A 16,583-nucleotide genomic window follows, 5' to 3' on the forward strand; every position below is an offset into this window, starting at 1 on the left:
GACCGTAAATGGACGCAATGTTAAGTGGATTACAGATGGCGCTGACCTGGCACGCGCTCCTGGCTGTGGCTGTCGGCAGCGTAGTTGGTGTGATTTTTGGTGCCATCCCGGGACTGACCTTCTCGATGGCCCTGGCTCTGCTATTGCCTTTCACCTTCGGCATGGCTGCCACACCGGCGATTGCACTGCTAATGGGCGTCTACATCGGTGGAATGACCGGCGGGTCGGTTTCGGCCATCCTGCTCGGCATTCCGGGCACACCTTCGGCTGCAGCCACCGTCTTTGATGGCTATCCTATGGCGCTGAAGGGCGAGGCCAGCGTCGCGCTGGGCGGTGCAGTTATCGCGTCGGTCTTTGGCGGCATTTTCAGCCTGTTGGTGATGATGCTACTGCTGGAGAAGGTGGCCGGCATGGCCATCAAGTTCGGGCCGGCTGAGATCTTCGCGTTGGTTCTGTTTGGATTGTCGACAATTTGTGGATTGGGAGAACGATCAATGGCGCGAGGCCTGGTCGGGGGCGTACTCGGGCTGATGCTGGTGATCATCGGACTTGACCCGATTGACGGCGTCGCACGCCTGACCTTCGGCATAGTGGACCTGCAACAGGGAGTGAACCTGCTGGTGGGAATGATCGGTCTGTTCGCCGTGCCACAGGTGATTTCCACGTTCCTCGACTATGGCCGGTTAGAAGCAAAGTCTGTTGGAACGGACGTGCGTGCCAGCTTGCCCTCTTGGCGGCAGCTGAAGTCGCGCTTCGGCCTGATGCTGCGTTGCAGTGCCATTGGCACTGCAATCGGCGCGATCCCCGGTACCGGTGGGCCGATCGCGGCTTTTCTGGCCTACGACCACGCACGCCGCTTTGACCCCAAGCCTGAGGGATACGGTAAGGGTGAGCTGTCTGGTGTGTTGGCGCCCGAGAGCGCCAACAATGCCGTCACTGGCGGGACAATGATACCGCTGCTGAGCCTGGGCATTCCCGGTGATCCGGCCACAGCCGTCATCTTGGGTGGCATGATTTTGCATGGGCTCGCCCCAGGTCCGGCACTGTTCCAGACAGACCTGCCGGCGATCTATGCCATCTACATTGCTATCGCCATCTCTTATATCGTCACGCTCGTAGTGCAGATTTGGGGTATCCGGTGGTTCGTAAAGGTAATGAGCGTGCCAACGCACCTGATGGCGGTGGTCATCATCGTGATGTGTGTGCTGGGTTCTTACGCCATCCGCAATTCGATGTTCGACGTCTACCTGATGGCAGTCATGGGCCTGATCGGCTACGTGCTGAAGCGACTGAGCATCCCGGTGGCGCCGGTGGTGCTGGGCCTGGTGCTAGGCAGCACTTTGGAAAACTCGTTCCGTACGGACCTGATACTTAACGAAGGCAGCTACCAAGGCTTCCTCGACAGCAAGGTGGCACTCAGCTTCTTCGCGCTAACGCTCCTGATGATCGGCGGGCAGATGTGGTCGTCGCGCAAGAAGAGCCCAGAGGTTGCGACAGCCTGAGGGTTTGTTTTTCCTGCCCCTCTCGTCAGCGCTCTCTGCCTGTCGACAACTCCAAGAAACTGGTCAGCAGCACCGTCACCGGCGAACGGGTTGGGCGACCGGCTCGAACCGAAGGGCTCGGCTTTGTCAGGAAGCGCAACTCATAGACCGAAACTCGAGCCTGCCCAGTATCGGCTCCATTAAAAAGGAAGAGCAATGGATAGTTTGGATTTGCAGGTGCTGTACAAAGCACGCGATTGGTTTCGCGACGGTCACCGCGTGTGGCTTGTCACCGTTATCGAAACCTGGGGCTCTGCGCCGCGTCCACCCGGAGCCCTGCTGTGTCTGCGCAGCGACGGCCAGGTGGTAGGTTCAGTTTCGGGTGGCTGCGTCGAGGACGACCTGATTGAACGTGTTCGCACCGGCGAGCGGGTCACAAGGCCGTCGCTGATCACCTACGGCGTCTCCAAGGAAGAGGCCTCACGCTTCGGTCTTCCCTGCGGCGGCAACTTACGCTTGGTACAGGAGCCCCTGCTCTCTGCCAACTGGATCGATGACATTCTGAGCCTCACAGCGAGGCATTGTTTGGTGGCGCGCACGCTGGATCTCGACACCGGCGAGGTGAAGGTGGAAACCGCTGCGCGAGGTGAGAAGTTCGAGTTCGACGGTACCCGGCTGCGCGCACTGTTCGGCCCGCGCTGGCGGTTGCTGATCGTTGGTGCCGGTCAGCTGTCGCAGGTGCTGGCACAAATGGCATTGGCGCTGGACTTCGAGGTGATCTGCTGCGACCCTCGCGAGGAATATCACCTCACTTGGGACGTTAGTGGCACCACCTTCAGCAAGGAGATGCCAGACGACCTTGTGTTGCAGCTGGCGCTGGACCCGCACAGTGCGGTGGTCGCGTTGACGCACGACCCCAAGTTGGACGACATGGTGCTCTTGGAGGCGCTCAAGTCGCCGGCCTTCTACATCGGCGCGCTCGGTTCGCGCGGCAACACGGCGGCGCGTAAGCAGCGGCTGGCGATGTTCGACCTGTCGCCGGCAGAGATCGGGCGCCTGCACGGCCCGGTGGGGCTAGACCTTGGCGGAAATACACCGACCGAGATCGCCGTGTCGATCGCAGCGGAGATCGTCGCGGTGAAAAACGGGGTTGCGCTGGTGCAAAAAAAGAAGGGCTCTTCATTGCCGTTGACCATTGGGGGAGAGTTCACAATCAGTTCCTGATATGCACCGCGACCCTTGAAGACGCGCCGCTGGCCGGTGCAGTCCGACTCTCCCCGTTGATCGAACGCTGCGCAGCAGACGCGGGCCACTCGAAAAAAATTTTGGTGAGAGCTTTTTCAACCGTCATGCAGAAAGCTTGACGGTTGGCCAGTCCTCGGGCAATTACGTGCTGATAGACCTATCAAAAAAGGATCTCATGGACTTGCTTTCGCTCCGCAAGGAGTTGTAGCCCGAGATCAGCACCGATGAGGGGCGAGAAGTCCCAGACACGTTGAGCGCACGAGCAGCGTTGGATCACAACCCTGTAATTTTAAGGAAACCCATGAAACTCGCCGATAACAAAGCCACCCTGTCATTCTCCAACGGCAGCCCGAGCATCGACATGCCCGTCTACTCGGGAAACATCGGCCCGGACGTCATCGACGTCCGCAAGCTGTACGCGGACAGCGGCATGTTCACCTACGACCCGGGTTACCTGTCTACCGCCTCTTGTCAATCGGGTATCACCTTCATCGACGGCGACAAGGGCGAATTGCTTTACCGCGGCTACCCCATCGAACAACTGGCCGACAAGGCCGACTTCCTGGACACCTGCTATTTGCTGCTTAACGGCGAATTGCCCGTAGGCCAGCAAAGCAAGGACTTCCACAAGCTGATCAACCAGCACACCATGGTCAATGAGCAAATGCAGTTCTTCCTGCGGGGCTTTCGCCGGGACGCGCACCCCATGGCCGTGTTGACAGGTCTTGTCGGCGCACTCTCGGCCTTCTACCACGACAGCACCGACATCAACAACCCAGAGCATCGCCACATCGCCGCGATCCGCCTGATCGCCAAGATGCCCACCCTGGTGGCTATGGCTTACAAGTACGGCCTTGGCCAGCCCTACATGTACCCACAGAACAACTTGAGCTATGCGGGTAATTTCCTGCGCATGATGTTTGGCACCCCGTGCGAAGAATATGTGGTCAACCCCGTGCTCGAGCGCGCCATGGACCGCATCTTCACACTGCATGCAGACCACGAGCAAAACGCCTCGACATCGACTGTGCGCCTGTGCGGCTCGTCCGGCACCAACCCCTTCGCGGCCATTGCTGCGGGCGTGGCCTGCCTGTGGGGCCCTGCCCACGGCGGGGCCAACGAAGCTTGCCTGAAAATGCTCGGAGAAATTCAAGACAGCGGTGGAGTGGCCAAAGTCGGCGAGTTCATGGAGAAGGTCAAGGACAAGAACAGTGGCGTCAAGCTCATGGGCTTTGGTCACCGCGTGTACAAGAACTACGACCCGCGCGCCAAGCTCATGCAAAAAACTTGCGATGAAGTCCTGAAGGAACTCGGACTAGAAAACGACCCGCTGTTTAAGCTGGCCAAAGAGCTCGAAAGAATCGCGCTGGAAGACGAATACTTCGTCAGCCGCAAGCTTTACCCCAACGTGGACTTCTATTCCGGCGTTGTGCTGAGCGCCATCGGTATTCCGGTGAACATGTTCACGGGTATCTTCACCTTGGCCCGCACAGTCGGCTGGATCGCCCAGCTGAACGAAATGATCAGCGACCCCGAGTACAAAATCGGCCGCCCCCGCCAGCTGTATACCGGCTCCGTTCGCCGCAATGTGCAGCGTTGATCGGTTATAAACCGAATCCCAAAGTCTGCCTTGTGCGGGCTTTTTTGGATGAGAAAACTTGACCTATTAGACTTCGTAATCAAGGCAAAGAGCGGCGTGCGCCCATTCAATAACCGGCCACAGCGGCTGGTGCATCAAAGTAGACAAGATGCCCGTGGCCCTACCATCTAAAGGCTGCCATGGGCGGGGTGACGCCTAACCCATCATTCCAGCCGACCGCCTACGGCGGCGGCTGAATTGGGTCGTTGAATGACAGCTTTACCGCTTGCCCACCGACCGCTTCTGGTCGCAGGACGAAACCGCTCGCGCGGTACCCTTCGATGTAGCGTTGTAGTTGGCGGGGCGTGGTGGATGCGCCTATGTTATGAATTGAGGCAATTGGCCTCGTTCACAACAGGAGCATCGCCATGGATTCATTGAATCAAACCGTCTCCCCATTGCGCCAACGCATGCTTGAGGACATGCGCATGCGTCAACTCGCGCCCAAGACCCAATCGGCCTATATCCGTGCGGTCAGTCGGTTCGGCGAATTCCTGGGGAAGTCCCCTCACACCGCCAGCATTGAAGACCTGCGCCGCTTTCAACTGCCCATGGTGGACGCTGGAACCTCGCCCATCACGCTCAACGCAACAATCACCGGATTGACGTTCCTCTTCGACGTCACGCTCGATCGCAAGGACGCGATGGCCAAGATGCAGTCCGTACGCATTCCCCACAAGCTGCCGGTGGTTTTGAGCAAAGAAGAGGTGGCCAGGTTGATTGCGGCGGTGGGCCACATCAAGCACCAGACGGCACTCTCAGTGGCCTACGGTACGGGTCTGCGTGTCGGTGAAGTGGTAGCACTCAAGGTCGGCGACATTGACAGCCAACGCATGACGCTGCGCGTGCAGCAGGGCAAAGGTCGCAAAGACCGCTATGCCATGCTTTCCCCAATACTGCTGGAGCGCCTGCGCGTTTGGTGGCGTGTGGCACACGCCCAAGGCAAGATGCTCGATGGTGGCTGGCTGTTTCCGGGCCTGGACCCGCTTGAAGCGCTGAGCACCCGCCAGCTCAACCGTGCCGTGCACGAAGCCGCCGCTGTCGCCAAAATTGACAAGCGCGTCTCCATGCACAGCCTTCGCCACGCCTTTGCGACGCATCTGCTGGAACAAAAGGAGGACATCCGGGTGATTCAGGTGCTGCTGGGACACAAGCGCCTGGACACCACGGCACTGTATACGCAGGTGGCCACCGAAATCCTGCGCGAAGTGATCAGTCCATTGGAAACCCTGCGACCCTCGTAAGGCCCCTACCATGGGTCACAGCGCCCTGGAGGTTGCGGACATCTTTCGCCTGCACGGGCCGGCCTTTCGCGTAGCCCAAGCCTCTCACCTGAGCCTGGGTCAGCTCAAGGTCATGTCCGCCATCGAGCAGTGCCGCACCGCGGCGCTGGGAGGGCACGTGCTTGGCTGTTCCGACTGCGGGCACATTGAGGTGGCCTACAACTCCTGCAGAAATCGGCATTGCCCCAAGTGCCAGGCCAGCGCAGCCAAACGCTGGTTGGAGGCTAGAGAGGCTGATCTCCTGCCGGTGGACTACTACCACGTTGTATTTACTTTGCCTGCACCCATCAGCGACATCGCCTATTACAACAAGGCTGTGATTTATGGCCTGCTGTTTGAGATTGCCGCTGAAGTCCTCACAACGATTGCAGCGGACCCCAAGCACCTTGGCGCACAGGTGGGCGTGACGCTGGTGTTGCACACCTGGGGGTCGGCGCTCACGCACCATCCTCATGTGCATGGCATTGTTCCCGGCGGCGGGCTCTCGCCAGACGGCAAGCGTTGGGTTGCCTGCAAGCCGGGGTTCTTCCTGCCGGTGCGGGTTCTCTCAAGCCTGTTTCGTCGGCGCTTCCTGGAGGCGCTGCAAGAGGCCTACCGTGCGGGCAAGCTGCAGTTCTTTGCAGAGAGCTGCGCACTGGCCGACCCCAAGGCCTTTGCCAAGTGGCTGGCACCAATGGGCAAATGTAAGTGGGTGGTCTATGCCAAGCGGCCGTTTGCTGGCCCGCAGGCGGTGTTGGCGTATCTGTCTCGCTATACGCACCGGGTGGCCATCGCCAATTCTCGCCTGGTCTGCCTGGATGAGCGTGGCGTGAGCTTTCGCTGGAAAGACTATCGGGACAAGGGCGACCAAGACAAGCCACGTCACAAGACGATGACACTGAGCGTTGAAGAGTTCATACGCCGCTTCTTGCTGCACGTGCTGCCCGGCGGGTTTCACCGCATCCGTCACTTCGGAATTCTGGCCAACAACGCTCGCAAAGAGAAGATTGCGCTTGCGCGTGAGTTGTTGAATGCCGCGCCCGCGACCGCGGTGATGGTGGCAGCAGAAGCCAACGCTAATGTTGCGGACATACCGGCGGATCTGATCCGAGCGAACTTCGTTTGCAAACACTGTCAGGGGCAGATGACCCTCATTGAAGTCATTGTGCGGGGGCAGTCCATTCGTGCCCCACCGTTGGTGCGAGGTGTTGCATGAAGTTGCGCACTACTTGCTGGCGCAGCCTTGAACTGACTTTGCTTCGCAGTAGGTCGGGTGGGATCGGTTTGGGTAGGTCTGGTTTGGGCGGCGCTTGCGCACTGCGGCACCGCCCAAAAGAGCGGTGTTTGTACGGGCTTTGCATGAATGCTGGTGTGCTACAGGCCTGCCCGTCATACCCCCGGGCACTTGCCTAGCACGCACACCCAGTCAAATCGCCATAGCCGCGTTATCAAATAGGGGCCTGTCGCACAGGCCCGCGGTTTCCTCCCTCGAGGCTTGTACGACGCCCACCCTTCAGTGGACTCGTCACGCTATTGGCGCGCCACTGCGGGCGGGCATCCTACAACCCTTAACATCAAGAGTCATTCGCAGACTTGAGCGCTATGACCGGTAACGCTGCAGACCTGTCTCAAACTTTTCCGTGGCCAGCGTCAGCAATACGGATGGGATGCCGCCGAATGAGCGACAGCTTTATGGAACCTCGACGGTGAAAATTTTTCTACCGCCCGAAAGCTGCCACCTGGGCGCACCTGCTTCTGGTCGTCAAGAGCCATACGCAGTCTTGCCCTGTATGTCCGGTTACGATGCATAGCAGGCACTCAGGCAGCCCCAGACACGCCATATCGGGCCGCACGGCCAGCCCTGCCTCCACCTTGACGTGAGCCAGAGGGGACATTTTTCAAATAGAGTCTTTATTTGTAATTTGTCCCTTTTGGCCTTGACCACGGCGGCGCGCAACAAAGTCCGCCCCGATTTTTCTGCTGCAAAAAATTTCACTTTCCCGCAATACCCACCCCACACGGTCCCGTGGGTCCCCTGTCCCCGGGTCAAATAAAGCCACCCCCGCTTGGGTTTCGGCTCTCCCATTCACCAATAGGGGACCCTAGACTTCCAACTCCAGGCAGCCGCTGAGTACAGCGCCTGCGTCGGTCACCGTGTTCGTCTTCAGTTCTTGAAGACACCAACCCGTGAAGCCCAACAGCCACGACGACCGAGGTCGTCGTCCTGCTTGAGCTTTGTGGATTCACCTTGATCCGTCACTCAGGAGCTCCCTCATGTTTATCACCGGCTTTGCCATCTTCCTCGGTCTTGTCTTCATCTTCATCAAGCTGCCTCGGCGCACCATGCTGCGCTGGCTGAACTACGACGTCGTTCTCGACGTGGCCGTCACCCTGATCGTGCTGGTTGTTCACTTCGGCACCTTCTCTGGCGTCATGGCCGCCACCTTTGCAGGCCTGCTCACTTCCGTGGGCACCAGCCTGGCGAAGCGTGCTTTTGGGCACATTAAGGGCGATCTGTACTACCCAGGCCTCATCAGGCTCAGGGTATGAGCACCTGCCCTGTGCGCACCGATTAGCTGCTTGGCAGCCCTTGTCTCACTCCCCCCATCTATTGGAGTTCCCCATGTCCACATCACGTCGCAACACCCTCATTCGCACCATCGCCGCTCTCAGCGGTGACTTCGCCGCCGGCTTTGCCGTGGCTGCTGCCTGCGTCTGGCTGATTGAATATGCCGCCCTGGGACTGTTTCTGTCCTTTCTGCTGTGGCTGCTGGCCCTCATCGTGGCGCTGGCGCTCAGTCAGCATGTCATCCACCCTGCGGTAACGCTGTTTCTGTCCAACCAAAAACTCGATGTGGCCGTTCAGGCCGCCTCGACGTTGGCGGACGCCATTGGCATCTCTGGCGAGCAAGTGGCCCTGGGGCTGGCCCGCTACGGCCGTGCCACCCTGTCCAGGGTTCTGGCTTGGTCTTCAAGCGCAAAGGCACACACCCGTCCGATTTGACCCGTCAACCCTCAGTTGACCGGGGCTGGGGCTGGGTTTCTGCCTCAGTGGTTTAACCACCCTGCCCCTTCAATTCTTCGTCATTCAACTCACCGCCCCTGCCTGGCTTGTCCATCAGGGGCTTTTTTACGTCTGGAGCTTTGTCATGAAATCGACTATCGACCTTTATCAGTCCGTCACGGACGCCATCATTGCGGCCCTCGAAGCGGGCACACCACCGTGGGTTTGCCCCTGGAACCGGGTGCAGGGGAGCCTGCTGCCTGCCAATCTGAGCACCGGGCGCCAGTACCGTGGCATCAACACGCTGCTACTCAATGTGCAGGCCATGACTCAGGGCTATGCCCTGAATCGCTGGCTGACCTTTCAACAAGCCCGCGCTCTCGGTGCCTGTGTCCGCCGTGGCGAGACGGGCAGTCCTATCGTGTTCTTCAAGATGCTGGAGTGCGATGGCACCCCACGCGCTGCCAACGACACCCCTGCCCGCAAGGTGATCCCGCTGCTGCGCAGCTTCACCGTATTCAACGCCGCTCAGGTCGATGGTCTGCCTGAGGCACTGACTGCCACACCGGCACCACCAGAGGACGGGAGCCCCATTGACGCCGCTGAAACGCTAATGGCGCAATCAGGGGCAGTCATCCGCCACGGGGGTGACCGCGCGTTTTACCGTCCGGGCGACGACGTGATTCAGTTGCCACTCCCCACTCAGTTCTCACAGGCCAGCAGCTATTACGCGACGGCCTTGCATGAGCTCAGCCATTGGACGGGTCACCCGACTCGTTGCAATCGCCTTCTATCTGGGCGTCAGCACATCGAAGCCTATGCCTTTGAGGAGCTGGTGGCCGAGATGGGTTCTGCGTTCCTGAGCAGCCATTGCGGGCTACCGGGTGAGTTACAGCATGCGAGTTACATCGCCAGCTGGCTCACTGCCCTGCGCAGTGACAAGCGTTTGATCTTTACGGCGGCCTCACTGGCACAAAAGGCAGCTGACTTTCTGCTGCCGACTCAATCCACCGAGCCCAACCCACAAGCCAAGGCGGTAACTGCCTTGGCTTAACCCGAATCAGCACGCCGCATGGCCATGCGGGGCGCTGCGTTTACCTAAGAACAAGCCTAGTTGGCGACATTGTGTGGGCAAAAAACTGACAACGTCGCAGGCACAGCGGGCATGCCTTATCTGGCCCCACCCTGCGCCAGCCATGAATTCCTGGCTGGCGCTCTTTGTTTCCCCTTATCTGACTGGAGATCATCATGAGCACCAACACGGGCAATTACTTTGCCACTCTCAATGCCATCAACGTCTCGGCACATGTCGAGAAGAAAGGTGGCTTCAGTTACCTCAGCTGGCCATTTGCCGTGGCACAGCTGCGCCTGGCCGATCCCACGGCCACCTGGGAAGTGCGTCGCTTTGACGGGCTGCCCTATCTGGTGACAGACGCTGGCGTGTTCGTTGAAGTGGCCGTGACGGTGCAAGGCGTCACGCTGAGCCAAATTCACCCCTGCCTGGATGGGCGCAACCGGCCCTTGCTGGCACCCAATTCGTTCGAGATCAATTCCAGCCTGCAGCGCTGCCTGGTCAAGGCCATCGCACTGCATGGCCTGGGCTTGTACATCTATGCCGGCGAAGACCTGCCGCAACCAGTAGCCGATGCAGCCAATGATCCGGCACCGGTCATCCGCGCGGATGTCAAGCGCGCAGGGGCGACTATCTCAGGCCCCCAACAGGCCAACATTCACAAACTCGTGATCGAGACTGGCACGGACCTGAATCGCCTGCTGGAGCACTTTGGCGTTGCAGCGCTCAAGGACTTGCCCAGCGCTGAGTTCAGCCGCGTCGTTCGTTCATTGGAAAAAAGGAGAGTCGCATGAAGATCATTCAACTGACCCAAGGCAGCCAAGCCTGGCTGGATTACCGGCGCACCATGCGCAATGCCAGCGAAACCGCTGCCGTTTTGGGCGTCAGCCCATGGTGCACTCCGTACCAACTTTGGCTACTCAAGACAGGCCGGGCTCAAAACTCGACCAATGTCGCCATGCAGCGTGGCACCGACCTGGAGCCTGCGGCTCGATTGGCCTATGAGGCCGAGACGGGCAACATCATGCAGCCGCTGGTGCTACAGGATGGTCTGTATTCGGCTAGCCTGGATGGCATGACCCTGGAGGGAGACCTGATCGTCGAGATCAAGTGTCCGTACCGGGGACAAGACTCCGCGCTGTGGCGTGAAGTCAAGGCCGGCTACGTGCCTGACCATTACGCGGCGCAGATACAACATCAAATGATGGTGTCCGGCGCAACACTGGCACATCTCTATGTGTTTGATGGCACACAAGGCCTGCTCAGGCCAGTCGCCCCCATTGACCATGCGGTGCAGCGTATTCGGGATGGCTGGGATCAGTTTCAGATTTATCTAGATACGGATACACCGCCGCCATTGACGGATGCAGACACGGTGCAGCGGGAGGATGCGGACTGGGTTGCGGCTGCAACCGCCTTCTCTGCCGCCAAGCTGGCCGCTGATCTGGCTGATGACGTGGTGGCCAAGGCCCGTGAGGCATTGGTGGCGCTTGCGCAACACCCCAAGGAATCGGGAGGTGGTGTGTCGGTGACGCGGTTCTGGAAGCAAGGCAGCGTCAGCTATGCCAAAGTGCCAGAGCTCAAGGGTATCGAGCTGGACAAATACCGGGGCAAGACGCGGGAGGAAGTGAGGGTCACCACCATGTGACTTAACGTGGCGGTACGGTAAGGTATGCCAAACCGTACCGCGGACCGTACCGCTAGAGCCCAGAAAGAAGAAAGGACTTAGAGCATTTCTACTCTAAGTCCTTGATTCATATGGTCGGTGTGAAAGGATTCGAACCTTCGACCCCTTGCACCCCATGCAAGTGCGCTACCAGGCTGCGCCACACACCGAAACACTCAATAATTATAACCCGGCAGGAGCTCGTTTTCATGACGGATGCAAGAGGAGATTGCGAATTTCAAAAAGCTCACGCTCTATCATCTGCCATCGATCATCAAGTCCATCAAGGGGCGCTTTGGCGTCACCCGCCTCCAGTGACAGGAAATCTGAATCGGACCCCTCTGTAACCTCAACGCCTTCAAGCAAATTTGGAAAGGCAGGCTTGTGATTTCGCTCAGACTGAAGGATCTCCTGCATTTTATTGCGAGCGCCGCTGATCGTAAACCCTTGATCGTAGAGCAAATCTCGAATCCGGCGGATCATCAGTACTTCATGGTGTTGATAGTAACGACGATTTCCCCGTCGTTTCATGGGGCGTAGTTGCGTAAATTCCTGCTCCCAATACCGCAGGACATGAGGTTTGACGCCACAAAGATCACCAACTTCACCTATAGTGAAATAGCGCTTAACGGGGATTGGGGGGAGGGATTTCTCCATTTAAATCAATGGCGTACGCTGGAATTTTACAGGTTACTCTAGATCGCTGCTGCCTGTAAAGACATTGGAAAGACCTAGTTTCAAAAAGACGAAGTTGGAGGCTGGAGGATCGACAGAGGTCTACACTCTTCCTGTATTTGCTCTTTCAGCTTGTGACTGGCGTGAAACGTCACCACGCGTCGGGCTTTAATCGGGATGGCCTCCCCAGTTCTGGGGTTTCGCCCTGGACGTGGTGCCTTTGTGCGAATTTGAAAATTTCCAAAGCCGGAAATTTTGACGTCATTGCCATCCACCAGACTGCCCGAGATCAAATCAAAAAAAGCATCAATCATGTCCTTTGACTCTCGCTTGTTCAAACCAATCTGCTCAAACAAAAGGTCCGACAATTGCGCCTTCGTCAATGCAGGTGTCTCCAGACTTTCTACGGACATATCCATCAGTTCCTCACCTTTCTAAAGAGACCTTGCGAACTACTACACGCGCTGGCGTGCAGCCGCTTTGGCAACCAAGAAACTTACCACTGCATCAACAGCGCCTTCAATTTGCCCCTCGGCGAGTGTAGCGTCCCCACTATTGAGTGTGAGTCGTACCGCCAGACTCTTTTCCGTGCTCCTCGGTGCTGACTCCGCAGCTTCCTGTGCTGGCTTTGGCCGATAAATGTCAAACAAATTAGCGTCGCGCAACAACCCGGCAGTGGGTGCAGACCAAATTGCGGCCATCACGTCGGAGTGGGTTACACCTTCAGCAACGAGAATGGAAATGTCACGTTCAACCGCCTGATGGCGCGCCACTGGCTTGAATACAGGGACCGCTCGCTGCAATATTGGCTCCAAATCGAGCTCAAACATAACCGGCGCCACAGACAAATCGTAGGCTAGGCGCCAACGAGGGTGAATCTCGCCAACGAACCCGACAGCGGCGCCATCAAGCAGCACACGGGCACATCTACCTGGGTGCATGGCTGGATGCTCCGCCGCCTCAAATGTCGCTTTTGCAGGTGACAACATGGCCTCAATGTCACCCTTGACATCAAAAAAATCTACTGCACGCTCTTTAAGGCCCCACTGCAAGGTCTCTGCCTTTCCACACACCATTCCAGCGACTCGCATTGGTTGGTCAAACCCCTCAACAGTAGTATCGGAATTCTTCACGGCTGCATCGCGTAAAAATACTCTACCCAATTCAAATACACGCACCCGTTGCGCCTTGCGATCAAGATTGAACTTCAAAACATGAAGCAATGATCCGATCAAAGACGAACGCATCACGCTCATCTGACTGGCAATGGGATTGAGAAGCTTGATGGGTTTTTGATTTCCCGCCAGCTCATGCTCCCATCGTTCTTCGACAAAGCTAAAGTTGATGGTCTCTTGGTAGCCCAATGACGCCAATTCTCGGCGCAATGCGAAGGAACTACGCTCAGATTCGGGACGAATCTTGGCAGTAATTGGGGCCAACGGGGGCGTATTGGGCAAGCTGTTGTAGCCCACCATACGCACCACCTCCTCGATCAAGTCTTCTTCAATTTGGAGATCAAAACGATAGGGAGGTGGCTCAACGGTCAACACACCTTCTCCCTGAGTTACAGGCAGGCCAAGACGTTCGAGCGCATCAGTGCACTGAGTTTGAGTCAGTGGCATACCAATGATCTTGCTGGCGCGCGCAACCCGAAGTGTGACCGCCTTAGCGGGGAGCATTTCGATCTGTACGTCATCAATTGGCCCGCACGCGATATCCGGGGTACCACAAATATCAATGATCAACTGTGTCAGTCGCTCAATATGCTCAACAGTATTGCTAGGGTCCACGCCTCGCTCAAATCGATGTCCTGCATCAGTCGAGAAGTTAAATCGACGCGAGCGTCCGGCAATCGCCTTCGGCCACCAAAATGCAGCCTCAACATAGACGTTTTGTGTGTCGTCAGTTACGGAGGTCGCATCGCCACCCATGATGCCTGCGAGGGATTCCACTTGAATCTCGTCAGCAATGACGCCAACTTTGTTGTCAACGATGACGGTGGTTCCGTTCAGGAGCTTCAGTTGCTCACCGTCCCGTCCCCAACGAATATCCAACCCACCATGTATTTTGTCCAGATCAAAAATATGGGAGGGTCGACCCAACTCGAACATGACGTAATTTGAAATATCAACCAATGCAGTCACACTGCGTTGGCCGCATCGCGCCAATTTATCGACCATCCACTGCGGAGTGGATGCCTTTGGATTCACTTTACGCACAATACGCCCGGAGAATCGTCCGCACAGGTCTGGCGCGGTAATTTTGACTGCCAGCGACTCATCGAGATTGGCGGCGACAGCTGGAAAACTTGGGCTGTTCAGTGGTGCCCCAGTCAACGCAGCCACTTCACGAGCAACGCCAAATACGCTCAGACAGTGGGCCAAATTTGGTGTGAGTTTTAGTGTGAACAGCGTGTCGTCAAGGTTCAAGTGAACTCGAATGTCCAGCCCTGGAGGCGCGCTGACGTCTAGCTCTAGCAAGCCACCTTGATCATCAGAAAGCTTCAATTCCCGCGCCGAGCACAGCATGCCCTGACTTTCAACGCCGCGCAGGTTGCCAAGCTTGATCAGGAACGGTTTTCCATCATCCCCCGGCGGTAGCTCTGCGCCAACCATTGCACAGGGAACCTTGATGCCAACGCGGGCGTTGGGCGCACCGCAAACGATGTCAAGCAACTCAGCTTGACCTACGTCGACTTTGCACACGCGCAATCTATCGGCATTTGGGTGCTGAATTGTCTCCTTGATTTCTCCAACTACGATGTTCGAAAAAGGAGGTGCGACAGGCTTGAGCTCCTCGACCTCTAACCCTGCCATAGTCAGGGTATCAGCCAACTGCTGGGTTGAAAGTAGCGGGTTGCAGAATTCACGGAGCCAGGATTCAGGAAATTGCATATTCTTCTATCAATTCGGAAAATTGGCCACACAGCAACAGGGACTGCTATGCATAGCCTTCTAAAAGGTTGAGGCCCCGGATGGCGGGCCTCAAGAATCAAATTACTGAAATTGCGACAAAAATCGAACGTCGCCGTCGAAAAATAAGCGCAGGTCATTCACTCCGTAGCGCAACATGGTCAATCGATCTGGCCCCATTCCAAACGCAAAGCCAATATATCGCTCAGGATCCAAGCCCATGTTCCGAATGACATTAGGGTGTACTTGCCCTGAGCCAGCAACCTCCAACCACCGACCGGCCAATGGACCGCTAGGAAACTGAATATCGATCTCCGCGCTCGGCTCAGTAAAGGGGAAGAAACTGGGGCGAAAACGCAAAACCAAGTCATCTGACTCAAAGAAGGTTCGGCAAAAATCCGTGAACACAAACTTCAAGTCTTTGAAGCTGACATTTTCGCCAACCCATAGACCCTCACACTGGTGAAACATGGGGGAATGCGTGGCGTCGCTGTCGACTCGGTAGGTGCGACCAGGTGCGATAACCCGAATCTCTGGCATAGCGCCAGAAAACAATTCGTCTGAACCGCCCGTCTCACCAGCGAGTGAGCGGTAATGTTTGACGTGCTGAACAGCGTGACGAATCTGCATTGGACTGGTGTGCGTGCGCAGCAGATTTGGGGCGGCAGCTGATCCGCCTTCAACGTAAAACGTATCGTGCATGGATCGAGCGGGGTGGTCCTCAGGCGTATTTAACGCAGTGAAGTTGAACCAGTCAGACTCAATCTCTGGCCCTTGAGCGACATCGAATCCCATTGAACCAAAGATCGCCTCAATGCGCTCCAAAGTAAGCGAAACGGGATGGAGGCCACCCGACCCACGTTGACGGCCAGGCAGAGAAACATCCAATGCCTCAGCCTGAAGCTGCGCTTGCAACTCCGCCTCTGCCAGAGCTTGGCGCCGCTGAGTCAAAGCAGCTTCGATAGCCTGCTTGGCGATGTTGATGGCAGCTCCGCGCGATTTTTTCTCGTCAACCGGCAGGGCTGCCATCCCCTTCATTAGCTCAGTGATACGGCCGGTCTTGCCAAGAAACAAGGCCTTTGCATTTTCCAAATCGGCCGGTGTCACGGCCTGGGAAAAGGCGACCTTGGCGCTGTCAACAACGGTGTTCAACTCGTTCATAAATTCTTTTGTCAATGGAAAAGGGGCTAGCGCTTTTGCAAGCGCTAGCCCCTGTTTCTGGTGAATGACACGCTGTCACGTTGACGGCGTGTCAACGCGAACTCAAGCAGCCAGCTTTGCCTTGACTTGCTCCACGATGCCAGCGAAAGCTGGCATATCATGAATAGCGATATCGGAAAGAACCTTGCGGTCAATTTCGATATTCGCTTTCTTCAGTCCATTGGCGAACTGGCTGTATGTCATGCCACACTGACGAGCAGCGGCATTAATACGGGCAATCCACAACTGACGGAAGACTCGTTTTTTCGTACGACGGTCACGGTAGGCGTATTGCCCAGCCTTCATTACCGCTTGTTTAGCGACACGGAAGACATTACCGCGGCGACCGCGAAAACCTTTTGCAAGGGCTAGAACTTTTTTATGGCGGGCGCGAGCCGTTACACCACGTTTGACGCGAGGCATTGAA

At 57.2% G+C, this 16,583-nt stretch carries 15 protein-coding genes and 1 tRNA gene; 10 read left to right on the forward strand and 6 right to left on the reverse strand.

Annotated features, from left to right (window positions below; translation table 11 throughout):
- The first annotated feature begins 8 nt into the window (after positions 1-8).
- From J8G15_RS05925 to J8G15_RS05970, 10 genes are all read left to right on the forward strand, one after another.
- Positions 9-1,502 carry a tripartite tricarboxylate transporter permease gene (locus J8G15_RS05925; protein ID WP_210546602.1) on the forward strand — a complete coding sequence of 498 codons (1,494 nt, stop codon included), beginning with the start codon at positions 9-11 and terminating at the stop codon, positions 1,500-1,502.
- A gap of 195 nt (positions 1,503-1,697) precedes the next feature.
- Positions 1,698-2,705 carry an XdhC family protein gene (locus J8G15_RS05930; protein ID WP_210546603.1) on the forward strand — a complete coding sequence of 336 codons (1,008 nt, stop codon included), beginning with the start codon at positions 1,698-1,700 and terminating at the stop codon, positions 2,703-2,705.
- 322 nt (positions 2,706-3,027) lie between these two features.
- Positions 3,028-4,326 carry a citrate synthase gene (gene gltA, locus J8G15_RS05935; protein ID WP_210546604.1) on the forward strand — a complete coding sequence of 433 codons (1,299 nt, stop codon included), beginning with the start codon at positions 3,028-3,030 and terminating at the stop codon, positions 4,324-4,326.
- 407 nt (positions 4,327-4,733) lie between these two features.
- Positions 4,734-5,609, forward strand: coding sequence for a tyrosine-type recombinase/integrase (locus J8G15_RS05940; RefSeq protein WP_210546605.1), 876 nt, complete (start codon positions 4,734-4,736; stop codon positions 5,607-5,609).
- Positions 5,610-5,619: 10 nt separating this feature from the next.
- Positions 5,620-6,843: an IS91 family transposase gene (locus J8G15_RS05945; RefSeq protein WP_210546606.1), complete on the forward strand. Its 1,224-nt coding sequence runs from the start codon at positions 5,620-5,622 to the stop codon at positions 6,841-6,843.
- 1,058 nt (positions 6,844-7,901) lie between these two features.
- Positions 7,902-8,177 carry a hypothetical protein gene (locus J8G15_RS05950; protein ID WP_210546607.1) on the forward strand — a complete coding sequence of 92 codons (276 nt, stop codon included), beginning with the start codon at positions 7,902-7,904 and terminating at the stop codon, positions 8,175-8,177.
- Between the two features lie 73 nt (positions 8,178-8,250).
- Positions 8,251-8,631 (forward strand): hypothetical protein, encoded by a 381-nt coding sequence (locus J8G15_RS05955; protein ID WP_210546608.1) that lies wholly within the window; start codon positions 8,251-8,253, stop codon positions 8,629-8,631.
- A gap of 145 nt (positions 8,632-8,776) precedes the next feature.
- Positions 8,777-9,685 carry an ArdC family protein gene (locus tag J8G15_RS05960; protein ID WP_210546609.1) on the forward strand — a complete coding sequence of 303 codons (909 nt, stop codon included), beginning with the start codon at positions 8,777-8,779 and terminating at the stop codon, positions 9,683-9,685.
- Between the two features lie 194 nt (positions 9,686-9,879).
- Complete coding sequence (locus J8G15_RS05965) at positions 9,880-10,497, forward strand: DUF1071 domain-containing protein (RefSeq protein WP_210546610.1); 618 nt, start codon at positions 9,880-9,882, stop codon at positions 10,495-10,497.
- Complete coding sequence (locus tag J8G15_RS05970; RefSeq protein ID WP_210546611.1) at positions 10,494-11,351, forward strand: lambda-exonuclease family protein; 858 nt, start codon at positions 10,494-10,496, stop codon at positions 11,349-11,351. The genes J8G15_RS05965 and J8G15_RS05970 overlap by 4 nt, the downstream gene beginning before the upstream one ends.
- A 111-nt stretch (positions 11,352-11,462) precedes the next feature.
- Here the strand turns inward: J8G15_RS05970 and J8G15_RS05975 are convergent.
- The 6 genes from J8G15_RS05975 to rplT form a co-directional block, all read right to left on the reverse strand.
- A tRNA-Pro gene (locus J8G15_RS05975) sits at positions 11,463-11,539 on the reverse strand.
- A gap of 37 nt (positions 11,540-11,576) precedes the next feature.
- Positions 11,577-12,026, reverse strand: coding sequence for a MerR family transcriptional regulator (locus tag J8G15_RS05980; protein ID WP_210546612.1), 450 nt, complete (start codon positions 12,024-12,026; stop codon positions 11,577-11,579).
- Positions 12,027-12,106: 80 nt separating this feature from the next.
- Positions 12,107-12,463 (reverse strand): integration host factor subunit alpha, encoded by a 357-nt coding sequence (locus J8G15_RS05985; RefSeq protein WP_210546613.1) that lies wholly within the window; start codon positions 12,461-12,463, stop codon positions 12,107-12,109.
- A gap of 36 nt (positions 12,464-12,499) precedes the next feature.
- Positions 12,500-14,938: a phenylalanine--tRNA ligase subunit beta gene (gene pheT, locus J8G15_RS05990; protein WP_210546614.1), complete on the reverse strand. Its 2,439-nt coding sequence runs from the start codon at positions 14,936-14,938 to the stop codon at positions 12,500-12,502.
- A 102-nt stretch (positions 14,939-15,040) separates the two neighbouring features.
- A complete protein-coding gene (gene pheS, locus J8G15_RS05995; RefSeq protein ID WP_210546615.1) occupies positions 15,041-16,117 on the reverse strand; it encodes a phenylalanine--tRNA ligase subunit alpha in 1,077 nt (358 codons plus the stop codon).
- Between the two features lie 102 nt (positions 16,118-16,219).
- Complete coding sequence (gene rplT / locus J8G15_RS06000; RefSeq protein WP_210546616.1) at positions 16,220-16,579, reverse strand: 50S ribosomal protein L20; 360 nt, start codon at positions 16,577-16,579, stop codon at positions 16,220-16,222.
- Positions 16,580-16,583: the final 4 nt, after the last annotated feature.

Origin of the sequence: Rhodoferax sp. PAMC 29310 (genome assembly GCF_017948265.1) — a bacterium.
Classification (GTDB): domain Bacteria; phylum Pseudomonadota; class Gammaproteobacteria; order Burkholderiales; family Burkholderiaceae_C; genus Rhodoferax.

Excerpts from the sequence above, each read along its gene's own strand:
- J8G15_RS05925 (WP_210546602.1), top strand. The coding sequence starts at position 9 with ATGGACGCAATGTTAAGTGGATTACAGATGGCGCTGACCTGGCACGCG.
- J8G15_RS05930 (WP_210546603.1), top strand. The coding sequence starts at position 1,698 with ATGGATAGTTTGGATTTGCAGGTGCTGTACAAAGCACGCGATTGGTTT.
- gltA (WP_210546604.1), top strand. The coding sequence starts at position 3,028 with ATGAAACTCGCCGATAACAAAGCCACCCTGTCATTCTCCAACGGCAGC.
- J8G15_RS05940 (WP_210546605.1), top strand. The coding sequence starts at position 4,734 with ATGGATTCATTGAATCAAACCGTCTCCCCATTGCGCCAACGCATGCTT.
- J8G15_RS05945 (WP_210546606.1), top strand. The coding sequence starts at position 5,620 with ATGGGTCACAGCGCCCTGGAGGTTGCGGACATCTTTCGCCTGCACGGG.
- J8G15_RS05950 (WP_210546607.1), top strand. The coding sequence starts at position 7,902 with ATGTTTATCACCGGCTTTGCCATCTTCCTCGGTCTTGTCTTCATCTTC.
- J8G15_RS05955 (WP_210546608.1), top strand. The coding sequence starts at position 8,251 with ATGTCCACATCACGTCGCAACACCCTCATTCGCACCATCGCCGCTCTC.
- J8G15_RS05960 (WP_210546609.1), top strand. The coding sequence starts at position 8,777 with ATGAAATCGACTATCGACCTTTATCAGTCCGTCACGGACGCCATCATT.
- J8G15_RS05965 (WP_210546610.1), top strand. The coding sequence starts at position 9,880 with ATGAGCACCAACACGGGCAATTACTTTGCCACTCTCAATGCCATCAAC.
- J8G15_RS05970 (WP_210546611.1), top strand. The coding sequence starts at position 10,494 with ATGAAGATCATTCAACTGACCCAAGGCAGCCAAGCCTGGCTGGATTAC.
- J8G15_RS05980 (WP_210546612.1), bottom strand. The coding sequence starts at position 12,026 with ATGGAGAAATCCCTCCCCCCAATCCCCGTTAAGCGCTATTTCACTATA.
- J8G15_RS05985 (WP_210546613.1), bottom strand. The coding sequence starts at position 12,463 with ATGGATATGTCCGTAGAAAGTCTGGAGACACCTGCATTGACGAAGGCG.
- pheT (WP_210546614.1), bottom strand. The coding sequence starts at position 14,938 with ATGCAATTTCCTGAATCCTGGCTCCGTGAATTCTGCAACCCGCTACTT.
- pheS (WP_210546615.1), bottom strand. The coding sequence starts at position 16,117 with ATGAACGAGTTGAACACCGTTGTTGACAGCGCCAAGGTCGCCTTTTCC.
- rplT (WP_210546616.1), bottom strand. The coding sequence starts at position 16,579 with ATGCCTCGCGTCAAACGTGGTGTAACGGCTCGCGCCCGCCATAAAAAA.